At 62.7% G+C, this 13631-nt stretch carries 14 protein-coding genes; 9 read left to right on the plus strand and 5 right to left on the minus strand.

Translation table 11 applies throughout. From position 1 onward, the window contains the following. The first annotated feature begins 67 nt into the window (after positions 1–67). The 9 genes from RN346_RS01225 to urtE all read left to right on the plus strand — a co-directional run bounded on the left by RN346_RS01225 (position 68) and on the right by urtE (position 10054). Positions 68–796: a response regulator gene (locus tag RN346_RS01225; protein ID WP_311961890.1), complete on the plus strand. Its 729-nt coding sequence runs from the start codon at positions 68–70 to the stop codon at positions 794–796. 232 nt (positions 797–1028) lie between these two features. After that, positions 1029–2027, plus strand: coding sequence for a tripartite tricarboxylate transporter substrate-binding protein (locus RN346_RS01230; protein WP_311961891.1), 999 nt, complete (start codon positions 1029–1031; stop codon positions 2025–2027). Next, complete coding sequence (locus tag RN346_RS01235; protein ID WP_252108228.1) at positions 2027–2479, plus strand: tripartite tricarboxylate transporter TctB family protein; 453 nt, start codon at positions 2027–2029, stop codon at positions 2477–2479. Before RN346_RS01230 ends, RN346_RS01235 begins: the two co-directional genes overlap by 1 nt. Continuing rightward, positions 2479–4005, plus strand: coding sequence for a tripartite tricarboxylate transporter permease (locus RN346_RS01240; RefSeq protein ID WP_311959486.1), 1527 nt, complete (start codon positions 2479–2481; stop codon positions 4003–4005). The genes RN346_RS01235 and RN346_RS01240 overlap by 1 nt, the downstream gene beginning before the upstream one ends. Positions 4006–4413: 408 nt before the next feature. Continuing rightward, positions 4414–5694 carry an urea ABC transporter substrate-binding protein gene (urtA, locus tag RN346_RS01245; protein WP_311960867.1) on the plus strand — a complete coding sequence of 427 codons (1281 nt, stop codon included), beginning with the start codon at positions 4414–4416 and terminating at the stop codon, positions 5692–5694. A 72-nt stretch (positions 5695–5766) separates the two neighbouring features. Continuing rightward, positions 5767–7371 (plus strand): urea ABC transporter permease subunit UrtB, encoded by a 1605-nt coding sequence (gene urtB, locus RN346_RS01250; RefSeq protein ID WP_311961892.1) that lies wholly within the window; start codon positions 5767–5769, stop codon positions 7369–7371. 3 nt (positions 7372–7374) lie between these two features. Then, positions 7375–8514, plus strand: a complete 1140-nt coding sequence (gene urtC / locus RN346_RS01255; RefSeq protein WP_311961893.1) for an urea ABC transporter permease subunit UrtC — start codon at positions 7375–7377, stop codon at positions 8512–8514. After that, complete coding sequence (gene urtD, locus RN346_RS01260; RefSeq protein WP_311961894.1) at positions 8511–9347, plus strand: urea ABC transporter ATP-binding protein UrtD; 837 nt, start codon at positions 8511–8513, stop codon at positions 9345–9347. The genes urtC and urtD overlap by 4 nt, the downstream gene beginning before the upstream one ends. Further along, on the plus strand, positions 9347–10054 hold the full coding sequence (gene urtE, locus RN346_RS01265) for an urea ABC transporter ATP-binding subunit UrtE (protein WP_311961895.1): 708 nt from the start codon (positions 9347–9349) through the stop codon (positions 10052–10054). The genes urtD and urtE overlap by 1 nt, the downstream gene beginning before the upstream one ends. Positions 10055–10134: 80 nt before the next feature. On the opposite strand, the gene nadS is transcribed toward urtE, so the two are convergent. The 5 genes from nadS to RN346_RS01290 all read right to left on the minus strand — a co-directional run bounded on the left by nadS (position 10135) and on the right by RN346_RS01290 (position 13618). After that, positions 10135–10419: a NadS family protein gene (gene nadS / locus RN346_RS01270; RefSeq protein WP_311961896.1), complete on the minus strand. Its 285-nt coding sequence runs from the start codon at positions 10417–10419 to the stop codon at positions 10135–10137. Continuing rightward, the gene (locus tag RN346_RS01275) at positions 10416–10754 is read right to left on the minus strand and encodes a type II toxin-antitoxin system RelE/ParE family toxin (protein WP_409335777.1); all 339 of its coding nucleotides are present in this window, start codon (positions 10752–10754) and stop codon (positions 10416–10418) included. The genes nadS and RN346_RS01275 overlap by 4 nt, the downstream gene beginning before the upstream one ends. A gap of 78 nt (positions 10755–10832) precedes the next feature. Further along, a complete protein-coding gene (locus RN346_RS01280) occupies positions 10833–11750 on the minus strand; it encodes a metal ABC transporter permease (protein ID WP_311959500.1) in 918 nt (305 codons plus the stop codon). Further along, positions 11747–12832, minus strand: a complete 1086-nt coding sequence (locus RN346_RS01285) for a metal ABC transporter permease (protein WP_263585418.1) — start codon at positions 12830–12832, stop codon at positions 11747–11749. Before RN346_RS01285 ends, RN346_RS01280 begins: the two co-directional genes overlap by 4 nt. Before the next feature lie 3 nt (positions 12833–12835). Further along, entirely contained in the window at positions 12836–13618 is a 783-nt protein-coding gene (locus RN346_RS01290) for a metal ABC transporter ATP-binding protein (RefSeq protein ID WP_311961897.1), read from the minus strand. Positions 13619–13631 lie beyond the last annotated feature (13 nt).

Consider the following 13631-nt stretch of genomic DNA (forward strand, 5'->3'; position numbering starts at 1 on the left):
CGACAATATTAATAAAGACAATATTAATAAAGACAACATCCATAACGACATCGACCCTGGAAGCGCTATGGCGGCACACGAGTACGGTATCCTGGTGGTGGAGGACGATTTTCGTATCGCCGATATTCACCGCGCATTCATCGAACAAAACGACGGGTTCAAGGTGGTTGGTCAGGCGCGAAGCGGCATTGAAGCCCGTGAGCAGATGGCGCGCCGCGGCGACAGCGTCGACCTGGTGCTGCTGGATGCTTACCTTCCGGACGTTCAGGGGCTCGAGCTCCTTTGGGCGCTGCGCCGCGATCATGTCCACGTGGAGATCGTCATGGTCACCGCCGCCCGCGAGGTAGAGACCATCAGCGAGGCGCTGCGCGGCGGCGTTTTCGACTACCTCATCAAGCCCGTCGAGGCCGAGCGCATGCAGCAGATGCTGGCGCGCTTTCAGCGCGAGCGGGCCCAGCTCGCCTGTCGCCAGCAGATGAGCCAGGCCGAACTCGATCGCATGCTGGCGCGCGTGCAGCCGCCCGCCCCGCCGGTCGCCGGGCGCAGCCTGCCCAAGGGCATCGACCGCCTGACGCTTCGCGCGATCGTCGAGGCGCTGCAGCACGCCGACCAGCCGCTGGCCGCCGCTCAGGTCGCCAGGGCCATGGGGGCCAGCCGCTCCACCGCGCGGCGCTATCTGGAGCATCTGGTGTCGGTGCACGTGGTCGAGGCGGAATTGGGCTATGGTGATGTAGGCAGGCCCGAACGCCGCTACCGCTTACAGCGCACCAGCACCGAGTATCTCGAAACACTGTAATCGTTGCCGCCGTTCCCGCCTTCAACGCCTGGGCCGGCGCTCGTGAACACAATGAACAAAATGCCCACAATGCTCTTTTTGTGCATTATGTTCAGAAGCTTGTTGCCAGGTCCTATCCTCTTCTAACGTCTCGCCGTTACGCGTTGCATGATCAGCGCGGTGCATCATCACAATAAGTGCTGCGCACGACTTAATAAGCACCACAACAATAGATCACCTTCAGGAGAGCGCCATGACCCTCACGTCCTCATTCAAGTACGTCACGCTGCTGGCTCTGCCGCTGGCCGCCGCTTCCGTCGCCACCACCGCCGTCGCCTTCGACCCCACCGGTAAGGTCGAGTGCATCGCGCCGTCCGACCCGGGCGGCGGCTGGGACTTCACCTGCCGAAGCGTCGGTAACGTGATGCAGGAGCTCGACCTGGTGCCGGCCAACGTGCAGACCATCAACATGGCCGGCGCCGGCGGCGGCGTGGCGTTTGCCCACGTCGTGAGCAAGCGCGCTGGCGATGACCAGCTGCTGGTCGCCGCCTCTACCGCGACCACCACGCGCCTGGCCCAGGGGCAGTTTCCGGGGCTTTCCGCGGACATGGTCAACTGGGTCGGCGCGTTGGGCGCCGATTACGGCATCATTGCGGTATCGGCAGACTCTGAATACCAGAATCTCAACGACCTGATGGACGCGCTAAAAGAGGACCCGCGCAGCGTTAAATTCGCCGGCGGCAGCGCCCGGGGCGGCTGGGATCATCTCAAGGTGCTGATCGCCGCTCAGGCCGCCGAGGTCGAGAATCTACCGCGCGTCGCTTATTTGTCCTACAACAACGGCGGCGAAGCGCTGACCCAGGTGATCGGTGGCCACGTGGATGCCTTCACCGGCGACATCACCGAAGCCCAGGGCTTCATGGAGTCCGGCGATCTGCGCGTGCTGGCGGTGCTTGCCGAAGAGCGCCTGCCCGGCGAGTTCGCCGACATCCCCACCGCGCGTGAGCAGGGCATCGATGCGCTCGGCCCCAACTGGCGCGGCTTCTACATGCCCGCCGATATCTCCGACGACGCCCTGGCCTACTGGACCGACGCCATGGATACGATCTACGAGAGCGAAGAGTGGCAAAGCGTCATGTCGCAAAACGGCCTGATGCCGTTTCACATGACCGCCGGCGAGTTCGAGGATTTCGTGCTCAATCAGATCGATGAAATCGAACAAATTTCCCAGGACATCGGGCTGATTCAGTAATGACCTTCAACGACCGCATCTTCGGGGTCCTGCTTATCGTCCTGGCCGTCGCGTACGGCTGGGCCGCCTCGCAGTTTCCCGTACCGTTTGGTGGCGGCGAGGCGGTGGGGCCGGACACGTTCCCCAAGCTTTTGGCCGTGGTATTGGCGATCTCCAGTCTCTACCTGATCGTGCGCCCCGACCCGGATAACGCCTGGCCCTGGAGTCGCACCGGCGTCGAGCTTATCGTCGCCGTGGTGGTGCTGATTCTCTACGCGATGCTCTTGCAGCCGCTGGGCTTCATCATCAGCACGACGCTTGCCGTGGGCACGCTTTGCTGGCGCATGGGCGCACCGCCCGTGAAAGCTTATGTGACCGGGGCTGTGGCCGGGGTGATCGTCTACTTCCTGTTCAGCTACGGGCTGGATCTTGCCCTGCCGCTGGGGCTGCTCTCCTTTCTGGAGGTGAACTGATGGAAACCCTTGGCTTTTTGATGGACGGGTTCGGGGTGGCGCTACAGCCCCACAACCTGATGTTCGCCTTGCTGGGCGCTTTTTTGGGCACCCTGATCGGCGCGCTTCCGGGGCTGGGCCCGGCCAACGGCGTCGCCATTTTGATTCCGCTGGCCTTCAGTCTGGGGTTGGCGCCGGAAACCGCGCTGATCATGCTGACCTCGGTTTACGCCGGGGCGATGTACGGCGGGCGTATCTCGTCGATACTGCTCAACATTCCCGGCGACGAGCCGGCCATGATGACATGCCTGGACGGCTATCCCATGGCCCAGAAGGGCAAGGCCGCCGAGGCGCTGGCGATCTCCGCCATCGCTTCCTTCATCGGCAGCCTGGTGGCGACCGTGGGCTTGATTCTGCTGGCGCCGCTTTTGGCCAACTTCGCGCTGACCTTCGGGCCGGCGGAGTACTTTGCGCTGTTCATGCTGGCGTTCGCAACGCTGGGCGGCATCACCGGCAAGAACCCGATCAAGACGGTGGTGGCGGCGTGCCTGGGGCTGATGATCGCGACTGTCGGGATCGATAACACCGGGGTGCAGCGCTATACCTTCGGTGTGCTCGAGCTTTTCGAGGGCGTCGACTTCATCATCGCCATCGTCGGCCTGTTCGCCATTTCCGAGCTTTTGTTCTTCATCGAGGAGCGCGCCGGCGGTGGCAAGGAGAACATGAAGGTCAACAAGCTCGCGCTAAGCTGGCGGGAGATCCGCGAGATTCTGCCCTCGAGCTTTCGCGGCGGGGTGCTGGGCTTCGTCGCCGGCGTGCTGCCGGGTGCCGGGGCGTCGCTTGGAAGTTTCATCAGCTACACGCTGGAAAAGAAAGCGGTTGGCAAGAAAGGCCGCTTCGGCGAAGGCGACCCGCGCGGCGTGGCCGCCCCGGAGGCAGGCAACAACGGCGCCTCGAGCGGCGCACTGGTGCCCATGCTGACCCTCGGCGTACCCGGTAGCGGCACGACCGCGGTGCTGCTGGCGCTTTTGATTTCGCTGAACATCACCCCCGGCCCGCTGATGTTCACCCAGAACGCCGATATCGTTTGGGGCGTGATCGCGGCGCTGCTGATCGGTAACTTCCTGCTTTTGGTGCTCAACATTCCGCTGGTGGGCATCTTCGTGAAGCTTTTGTCGATTCCGCCGATGTACCTGCTGCCGGTGGTGACGATGGTCGCGTTCGTGGGGATCTACTCGATCAGCAACACGACGTTTGACCTTTACTTCATGGTGGCCTTCGGCGTGGGCGGCTATATCCTGCGCAAGCTGGAAATACCGCTGGTGCCGGTCATTCTGGGACTGTTGCTGGGCCCGGAAATGGAGAAGAACCTGCGCCACGCCATGGAAATTTCCGACGGCGACTGGATGATCCTGTGGGACAGCGGCCTGGCGATCGGCCTGTGGGCCTTCGCCGGGGTGGGGCTGATCCTGCCGTATCTGCTGGGCCCGCTGCTGCGCCGGCGTATGCATAAGCCCATTGAAAAGGGTACGCCGGAGAGCGATTGATCCAGCTGCTCGCAAGGCTCTGAAAGCGGGGCGTCGACACCAGTCGGCGCCCCGCTTTTTTGTGGGGGCCGTGTGTTGAGCGCGAGCGCACGCTAATGGTGCGCGTGATCATAGTGGTGCAGCCTGTTTGCCCGCCGCTGCGAAAACGCCGCGCTCTTTTAGTGCGTAAGGGGTGCGTCCAATTTTAAATCGCGTGTTTAAGTTTATGATTAAAAATGCATAAGCGGTTAATGCTCCGAGGTGGCGCACTCCTTGCAGGGTCATTGAGCTAGTGGTCATCGGGCGGCTGCGCTCGATGGGGCTCAATAACAATCCCCGCGCAAGGGGTGCAAGGAGATTCACGTGGTCCATCCAACGCACAATTCGCTCTCCCGCCGTTTCGTCACCTATCTTCTCGCCGCCGCCGTCATGGGCGCCGGCGCTCAGGCCGTTGCCCAGGAAAGCGACGACCCGATCAAGGTCGGTATCCTGCACTCGCTCTCCGGCACCATGGCGATCAGCGAATCCACCCTGAAAGACACCGTCGAAATGCTCATCGAGCAGCAGAACGAGGCCGGTGGTCTGCTGGGCCGTCAGTTGGAAGCCGTGGTGGTCGACCCCGCTTCCAACTGGCCGCTGTTTGCCGAGCGCGCCCGCGAACTGCTGGCCCAGGAAGAGGTGGATGTCATCTTCGGCAACTGGACCTCGGTTTCCCGTAAAGCCGTGCTGCCGGTGGTCGAGGAGCTCAACGGCCTGCTGTTCTACCCGGTGCAGTACGAGGGTGAAGAGTCGTCCGAGAACGTCTTCTACACCGGGGCGGCACCCAACCAGCAGGCGATTCCCGCCGTCGACTACCTGATCAACGAAGTCGGCATCGAACGCTTCGCCTTGGTCGGCACCGACTACGTCTATCCGCGCACCACCAACCGCATCCTCGAGGCCTACCTGCAAGACGAGCACGGCGTGGCGGAAGAAGACATCATGGTCAACTACACGCCCTTCGGCCATTCGGACTGGCAGAACATCGTCTCCGAGATTCGCCGCTTCGGTGAAGAGGGCAAGCCCACCGCGGTCGTCTCCACCATCAACGGTGACGCCAACGTGCCGTTCTACCGCGAGCTCGCCAACCAGGGCATCGACGCTGCCGACATTCCGGTCATCGCCTTCTCGGTGGGCGAGCAGGAGCTTTCCGGTATCGACACCGGCCCGCTGGTCGGCCACCTGGCCGCCTGGAACTACTTCATGAGCGTAGATACCGACGAGAACTACGACTTCATCGACGCCTGGATCGCTCACACCGGCGATGAGATGTCGGTGACCAACGACCCGATGGAAGCGCACTACATTGGCTTTAACATGTGGGCCGAAGCGGTGCGCAAGGCCGGCACCACGGATGTCGACGCGATCAAGGACGCCATCATCGGCGTGAGCGTGCCGAATCTCTCCGGCGGCTATGCGGCGATGATGCCCAACCACCACATCACCAAGCCGGTGCTGATCGGTGAAATTCAGGACAACGGCCAGTTCGACATCGTCTGGCAAACACCTTCTACCGTGGCCGGCGACGCCTGGTCCGACTATCTGCCGGGCTCGCGCGATCTGATCGCTGACTGGCGCAAGCCACTGGCGTGCGGCAACTTCAACGTCGTCAACGGCACCTGTGGTGGCAGCACCGCAGCGGAAGAAGCCGAAGCGGCGCTGGCCGAGTAACGCTCCCTTCACCCGGGCCGCCGTCGCGGCCCGGGGCACGCCACCTCCCACTGACACTCAAAGGAACAACCCATGAGGCGCTTCCTTTTCTGGTCGTTCGTCTGCTTGTTGCTGGCCGGTTTTCTGCCAGGTGCCGCAGCACAAACCAGCGCACAAGATAGTGACCCCGGCTATTCGCTGCTCGAAACTCTCGACGTGGATTCCTACCGCGACAAGGGCGAGGCGATATCAAGCATCCTGCAAGGCGACGACGAGCGCGCCCGCGGCTGGCTGCAGGCGCTGCTCGACGGCCGCCTGCAGCGCACCGATGACGGCCGCTTCGTCATCGTGCTGAACAATACCGGGCGCAGCTGGCCCGTCGAAGACGCGCTGAGCGGTGAGCCGCTGGGTGAGATGTCGCGCCGCGAGCTCGACCGTATCGGGATCAACAACGCGCTGCGTAATCAGCTTAGAAGCGCGATTGCCGTGGTGGATCTCTACTCGCCCAACGTCGAGCGCCGACGCACCTCCGCCGACCGCCTGCTGGGCGAGGTGGACGAGGAGCTTTTCGAGACGCTGACCCCGCTGATCGAAGAGGCCGAGGACGACTACGTGCGTCGGCGCCTGATTCAGGCGGTGGCGATTTACCAAACCGAAAACGGGGAGATGGCAGGGGTCGAGGCGCTGGCCGGAAGCCTGCACCCCCGCGCCCGCGTGGCGCTGAACCGCGCCACCAATGCCGAGAACCCGGCGGTGGCGGACGCCGCCCGCTCAGCCCTTGCAAGCGTCGAGCAGAACTTGAAGATCAACCGCGGCGTCGAGACGCTCTACTTCGGCCTGAGCCTTGGCTCGGTGCTGGTGCTCTCCGCGATAGGACTTGCCATCACGTTCGGGGTGATGGGCGTGATCAACATGGCCCACGGCGAGCTGATGATGCTGGGCGCCTACACCACGTGGATGATGCAGCAGCTTCTGCCCGGCCAGCCCGGCCTTGCGCTGATGCTCTCGATTCCCGCCGGCTTTCTGGTGGCCGCACTGGCCGGTATCGCCATCGAGCGTAGCGTCATTCAGTTTTTGAAAGGCCGCCCGCTGGAGACGCTCTTGGCCACTTTCGGCATCAGCCTGATCCTGCAGCAGCTGGTGCGCACGGTGATCTCGCCGCTCAACCGCACGGTGATCACGCCGGAGTGGATGAGCGGGTCGCTGGTGATCAATGACGCCCTGTCGCTGACGCTCAATCGCATGTTCGTACTTGGCTTTGCGCTGCTGGTTTTCGTCGGGCTGATGCTGATCATGCGCCGCACGCGCTTGGGGCTCGAGGTGCGCGCCGTGACGCAAAACCGCGCCATGGCGCGCTCGATGGGAATTCGCGCCACCCGGGTGGATATCCTGACCTTCGCACTCGGCTCCGGCGTGGCCGGGCTTGCCGGCGTTGCGCTTTCCCAGCTCACCAACGTGGGGCCAAACCTTGGCCAGAACTACATCATCGATTCGTTCATGGTGGTGGTATTCGGCGGGGTGGGCAATCTCTGGGGCACGCTGGTCGCGGGGCTGTCGCTTGGCGTAATCAACCAAGTCCTCGAGCCCTGGGCGGGCGCGGTGCTGGCCAAGATCATCGTGCTGGTATTCATCATTTTGTTCATTCAAAAGCGCCCGCGGGGACTCTTCCCGCAGAAGGGCCGCGCGGCGGAGGGTTAACCGATGAGCTTTCAGGCAACCTCGAGCCGCTTCTGGCTCGCCCGCCCCTTCACCGAGCGCGCGACGCAAACCTTTCTCGGCGTGCTGCTGGCCGCGCTCGTCATCGTCACCGTGCTGCACGTGGCCGTGCCGCAAGGCCACGCGCTGCACGTGAACGCCTACACGGTGAACCTGTTCGGCAAGTACTTGAGCTATGCGCTGCTGGCCGTGGCGGTGGACCTGGTGTGGGGGTATCTGGGCATTCTGAGCCTGGGCCACGGCGCCTTTTTCGCCATCGGCGGCTACGCCATGGGCATGTATCTGATGCGCCAGATCGGCGATCGCGGCACCTACGGCGACCCGGTACTGCCGGACTTCATGGTATTTCTCAACTGGGATAGCCTGCCCTGGTACTGGCTCGGCTTCGACATGGCCTGGTTTGCGTTTGCCATGGTGCTGCTGGCGCCGGGGCTTTTAGCGCTGATCTTCGGCTTTCTGGCGTTTCGCTCGCGGGTGACCGGGGTGTATCTCTCGATCATCACCCAGGCGCTCACCTTTGCGCTGATGCTGGCGTTTTTCCGCAACGAGATGGGGTTTGGCGGCAATAACGGCCTGACGGATTTTCGCGAGATTCTGGGTTTCAACCTGCGAAGCAGTGACACGCGCCTCGGCCTATTTTTGGCGTCCGGGGTAGCACTGGCGCTGGGCTATCTTCTCTGCCGGGCCATCGTGACCAGCAAGCTTGGCCGAGTCTGCGTGGCCACCCGCGATGCCGAGGCGCGTACGCGCTTCATCGGCTACCGGGTCGAGCGCTTTCAGCTCTTCGTGTTCGTGGTATCTGCCATGCTCGCGGGTGTGGCCGGGGCGCTTTACGTGCCGCAGGTCGGCATCATCAACCCCAGCGAGTTCTCGCCGCTGTTTTCCATCGAGATCGTGCTGTGGGTGGCGCTGGGCGGGCGGGCCACGCTGTATGGCGCGGTGATCGGCGCGATTCTGGTCAACTACGCCAAGACCGTGTTCACCGGCGTGATGCCGGATGCCTGGCTGTTTGCCCTGGGCGGGCTCTTCGTGCTGGTCACGGTGCTTTTACCCAGGGGCGTGGCCGGTCTCTTGTCCCATCGTCGCCAACGCGATTCCACCTACTCACCGGAGGCGAGCGCATGAGTTTTTTCGAGTCGCTCAAGGAGCGCGACCGGGTCTTCGATTTCATGACCCCCCAGGTATCCACCGTGGACGTGCGCCACGGCCCGATCCTCTATATGGAGGACGTCACCGTCAGCTTCGATGGCTTCAAGGCGATCAACAAGCTGAACCTGACCATCGATGACGGCGAGCTGCGCTGCATCATCGGCCCCAACGGCGCGGGCAAGACCACCATGATGGATATCATCACCGGCAAGACGCGGCCCAATGAGGGCAGCGTTTGGTTCGGTAGCCGGCATAATCTCTTGAAAATGAACGAACCCGAGATCGCCAGTTTGGGAATAGGACGCAAGTTCCAGAAGCCCACGGTGTTCGAGGCGCTCAGCGTGTTCGAGAATCTGGAGCTCGCCATGGCCGCGGACAAGCGCATCTTCCCGACGCTCACCGCACGCATGACCGGTGAGGCGCGCGATCGCATCGACGAGGTGCTCGGGACCGTCGGGTTGGCTGCTCTTCGATTCCAGCCGGCGGGCATTCTCTCTCATGGCCAAAAGCAGTGGCTCGAGATCGGTATGCTTTTGATGCAGCGCCCGCGCCTGTTGCTGGTCGATGAGCCGGTGGCCGGCATGACCGAGCAGGAGATGGAGCGCACCGCCGAGCTTCTGACGCGTCTCGCCGGCAAGCAGTCGGTAGTGGTGGTCGAGCACGACATGGGCTTTGTGCGCTCCATCGCCCGCAAGGTGACGGTGCTCCACCAGGGCAGCGTACTGGCCGAGGGCAGCATGGATCAGGTCGCAAGCGACCCGAGCGTGGTCGAGGTGTACCTGGGTGCGGACGACGAGGAGGCCGCCTGATGCTCGCGATCGAAAAGCTTAACCAGTTCTACGGCGAAAGCCACACGCTATGGGATCTGGATCTCGACGTGCCGAAGGGGCAGTGCACCTGCGTGATGGGCAGAAACGGCGTGGGCAAGACCACGCTGATGAAAGCGATCATGGGCGAGGTCGCGGTCAAAAGCGGCGCGCTCAAATTTCAGGCGGAAGGCGGCGAGGTCGAGCTGACCCAAAAGGCGATCGAGGCGCGCTCGCGCTTGGGGATAGGCTTCGTGCCTCAGGGCCGGCAGATCTTTCCCATGCTGACCGTCGAGGAGAACCTGCGCACGGGCCTTGCCGCCCGGGGCGACGGGCTCAAGAAGATCCCCGCGCGAATCTATGAGCTCTTCCCGGTGCTCGAAGAAATGAAGCACCGCCGCGGCGGCGATCTCTCCGGCGGTCAGCAGCAGCAGCTCGCCATCGGACGCGCCCTGGTGATCGAGCCCAAGCTCTTGATTCTGGACGAGCCCGGCGAAGGCATTCAGCCCAATATCGTCGCCCAGATCGGCCAGGTGATCCGCCAGCTGATCAAGGAGGACGGCCTGACGGTACTGCTGGTCGAGCAGAAGCTGCCCTTTGCCAGAAAATACGCCGACCGCTTCGTGATCATGGACCGCGGCCGCCCGGTGGCAAAAGGTGAGATCGGCGAGCTGTCTCAAGAGCTGATCAAGCAGCATCTGACGGTGTGAGTTATCCACAATGGGTTTAGTCCACAAATAAAGCGCCCGCCAGATGGCGGGCGCAATTTTATGTACAAGAGCGTCGTTCGTTAGTGCTCTGCCAGTTCGCGGTAGAAGGCTGGGTTGTCCTGAATGGTGGCCAGCACCTTGGCCGCCAGCCCTGTTGGATTGCGACGGCGATTTTCCCAGCTTTTGATGGTATCGATACTGGTGCCCATTGCTTGGGCGAACTCGGCTTGGGAAACAGCGAGTATCGCCCGAATCTGTTTGACATCCGCTACTTCGAAACGCGTGACGCGGTTGGCTTGGCGTTTCTGCGTCTTTATATCGACGGCTTCTTCCAGGGAGTTCTTGAGCTCGTTGAAAATACTCACGTTATACGCTCCTCCTTCAACTGTTTCGTCAGCTTTTTAAGCACCGCTTTTTCGGCGTCCGTCAGGCTGTCCTTGGTGCTTTTCGGATAGGCGAGAATCAGATAAATAGTGTCAAAAGTGGCCAGAAAATAGATGACTCTAACGCTACCGCTTTTGCCTTGACTCTCTAAAGCCATGCGCACTTTGCGAAGCCCGCCCGTCCCCTGAATCAGGTCGCCCTTGCTTGGCTGGGCGATCAGCGTTTTCTGAAGCTCCTTTAATTCATCGTCCGTGGCCAGCTCGCGAATTTGCCGCGTGAATAGCGAGGTTTCGATGAATTCGATTGCGTGGCTCATTCCAGTAACCCATGCCAATCATCTTTCTTTATAGTGTACTTTGTACACCTTTGGCTAGCATGGTTCAAGGGGAGCTCACTACTCGGACAAGCCCAAAGGCGGCTCCACCGGCGCCCGCCGCTGTTTGAAGGCGCGCGTGACCAGCCCGTAGCGCGGCCCGAACAGGAAGGCGAGGATCAGGAACGCGCCGGTCATTACCGCCATCATGCCGCCGATCGAGACGTTCAGGTGCACGGCGAGGAAGTAGCCACTAATGCTCGAGGCGATCGAGATCAGCGCGCCGATGAGAAACATCATCCACAGCCGGTCGGTGAGCAGGTATGCCGCCGAGGCCGGGACGATCGCGAAGGCGATGAACAGCACCGCGCCCACGGCGTCGAACGCCGCCACGGCGGTGGAACTGGTCAGCATCAGGAGCACGTAAAAGAGGATCGTCGGCATGAAGCCGAAGGTCTTGGCCAGCGCCGGATCAAACGTGGCGAGCTTCAGCTCCTTGTAGAAGAGCCCGATGAAGGCGTAGTTGATCAGCGTCATTGCGCTCATCGACACCAGCGCTTGAGGAATGGGGAGGCCAAAAAGCTCGACGGTGTCGAGCCAGACGAAGCCGATTTCGCCGAGCAGGACGGTGTGGGTGTCGATGTGAACGTCCTGGGCATAGAGGTTGAGCAGCAACACGCCGATGGAGAAGAGCGCCGGGAACACGAGGCCAATGGCGGCGTCCTGCTTCACTCGCTTGGTGCTGGCGAGCGCCTCGGTGAGAAAAACGGTCAGAAGCCCTGTCAGCGCGGCGCCAATGAGCTGCACCGGGCCGCTTTGCTGTTTGGTCAGTATCCAGACGATGACGATGCCGAAAACGATCGAGTGGCTGATCGCGTCCGACAGCATGCTGTTGCCGCGCAGCACCAGAAAGGTGCCCACCGCGGAAGAGGCGATGCCGACCATGGCGCCGACCAGAATGATCGGCAGCGCCGTGCTGTTCAAAAGCTCTGCGATCATGGCGTGGCCTCCTCGAAAGCGGCGACCACTTCCCGGGCGCGGGCGCGGCCCGACGCGGTCAACGCCACGCCTGCCTTGTTTGACGAGCGGGCAACGTGGCCCTGACGGGTGAGCGCTGCCAGCGTGCGCCGGGCGCTGGGGCTCAGGCGCGGCGGCGTTTGCGGATGCTTGTGAAGAGCGTAGAGCAGCTGCTGGGTGTGCAGCTCGCGCTTCTGGCGATAGTGCTTCACGATGCCCCACAAAAGCCCTCGGCCGGGGGCCAGCGCCAGCGACAGCAACACGATGGCGGTGGCGGTCAGTACGATCAGCGGGCCGGTGGCAAGTCCGCGCGACAGCGTGCTGATGGTGGCGCCCGAAACGCCGCTAATGATGCCAACGCCAGCGGCGATCACCAGCATGCCGCCCAAATGGCGGCTCCACTGCCGCGCTGCTGCGGCCGGCGCCACGATCATCGCAGCCATCAAAATCACCCCGACCATTTGCAGGCCGACCACCACGGCGAGTGCCACCATGGCCGTGAGTACCGCCTCGATGGCCGCCGCGGGCATGCCGAGGGTACGGGCATACTCGGGGTCGAAGGTAACCAGCTTGGCCTGTTTCCAGAACGCGGCGAGCAGCGCGAGGGTGGCCAGCGTAATGGCGCCCATCACCCACAGATCCGAGCGCAGCGTTGCCGCGGCCTGGCCGAACAGAAACGCCTCCAACCCCCCCTGGGCGGCGTTGCGGGTGCCCTGAATGTAGGTGAGCAGCACGATACCCACGGCGAAAAAGAGACTCAGGCAGACGCCCAGCCCGGCGTCGGTTTTAAGCCGGCTTTTACGTGTGAGCAGCAGCATGGTGAGCGCGGCCAGCGTGCCGGTGACCAGCGAGCCGATAATGATGCCGCCCAGATCGCGGCTGCCGGTGATGATGAAGCTCAGACATATTCCCGGCAGTGCGGCGTGGGAGATGGCGTCGCCCAGAAGGCTCTGACGGCGCAGCACCGCAAAGCAGCCCAGCGGCCCGCTGATCAAGCCCAGAAGCGAGGCGCCGATCACCACGTTTTGAAAGGTGTAGTCCGATAAAAGCTCAAGCCAGTGCATGCATCACGTCACTTTGGAGGCGGGGAACATCAGCGATTCGCTGTCGCCGAGCAGGGCGATCTGGCCGCCGTAGGCCTTGCGCAGATGATCGATCTTGAACACGTCGCGCGCCTGGCCGGCGGCGATCACGCGCACGTTCAAAAGCAATAGCCAGTCGAAGTACGTACTCACCGTTTGCAGGTCGTGATGAACGACGATCACCGTTTTGCCTTCATCGCGCAGGCGGCGCAGGATGTCGATGATCGCCCGCTCGGTGGTGGCGTCGACCCCGGCCATGGGCTCGTCGAGAAAGTAGACGTCGGCTTTTTGCACCAGCGCGCGGGCCAGAAACACCCGCTGCTGCTGACCACCGGAGAGCTGGCTGATCTGGCGGTTGGCAAGCTCGCTCATGCCGACCATCGCCAGCGCTTCCATGGCCTCGCGGCGCTCGCGTCGGCCCGGGCGCCGGAGCCAGCCAAGGCGCCCGTAAAGCCCCATCATCACCACGTCCAGCGCCGTGGTGGGAAAGTCCCAGTCCACGCTCGAGCGCTGCGGCACGTAACCCACGCGCTTGCGTTGGGAGGCGTAGGACTTGCCGTGCACCCGCACCTCGCCGGAAAGCGACGGTACGAGCCCCAGAAGGCTCTTGATCAGCGTGCTTTTGCCCGCCCCGTTGGGGCCAACGATGCCCGCCATGACGCCGGCGGGAATATCCAGCTCGATATCCCACAGCACCGGCTGGTTATGATAGCTCACGGTCAGGTTCTTGATACTGAGTGCCGGCTCAGCGTTACCGGTCGTTGTCATCAAACAGTGCCTT

This window comes from Halomonas sp. PAMB 3232, assembly GCF_031954225.1.
Lineage (GTDB): Bacteria > Pseudomonadota > Gammaproteobacteria > Pseudomonadales > Halomonadaceae > Vreelandella.

Bases quoted from the DNA above. Each gene is read 5' to 3' on its own strand.
- RN346_RS01225 (WP_311961890.1), top strand. From the start codon at position 68: ATGGCGGCACACGAGTACGGTATCCTGGTGGTGGAGGACGATTTTCGT.
- RN346_RS01290 (WP_311961897.1), bottom strand. From the start codon at position 13,618: ATGACAACGACCGGTAACGCTGAGCCGGCACTCAGTATCAAGAACCTG.
- RN346_RS01230 (WP_311961891.1), top strand. From the start codon at position 1,029: ATGACCCTCACGTCCTCATTCAAGTACGTCACGCTGCTGGCTCTGCCG.
- urtE (WP_311961895.1), top strand. From the start codon at position 9,347: ATGCTCGCGATCGAAAAGCTTAACCAGTTCTACGGCGAAAGCCACACG.
- RN346_RS01235 (WP_252108228.1), top strand. From the start codon at position 2,027: ATGACCTTCAACGACCGCATCTTCGGGGTCCTGCTTATCGTCCTGGCC.
- RN346_RS01285 (WP_263585418.1), bottom strand. From the start codon at position 12,832: ATGCACTGGCTTGAGCTTTTATCGGACTACACCTTTCAAAACGTGGTG.
- RN346_RS01240 (WP_311959486.1), top strand. From the start codon at position 2,479: ATGGAAACCCTTGGCTTTTTGATGGACGGGTTCGGGGTGGCGCTACAG.
- urtB (WP_311961892.1), top strand. From the start codon at position 5,767: ATGAGGCGCTTCCTTTTCTGGTCGTTCGTCTGCTTGTTGCTGGCCGGT.
- urtA (WP_311960867.1), top strand. From the start codon at position 4,414: ATGGGCGCCGGCGCTCAGGCCGTTGCCCAGGAAAGCGACGACCCGATC.
- urtC (WP_311961893.1), top strand. From the start codon at position 7,375: ATGAGCTTTCAGGCAACCTCGAGCCGCTTCTGGCTCGCCCGCCCCTTC.
- RN346_RS01280 (WP_311959500.1), bottom strand. From the start codon at position 11,750: ATGATCGCAGAGCTTTTGAACAGCACGGCGCTGCCGATCATTCTGGTC.
- urtD (WP_311961894.1), top strand. From the start codon at position 8,511: ATGAGTTTTTTCGAGTCGCTCAAGGAGCGCGACCGGGTCTTCGATTTC.
- RN346_RS01275 (WP_409335777.1), bottom strand. From the start codon at position 10,754: ATGAGCCACGCAATCGAATTCATCGAAACCTCGCTATTCACGCGGCAA.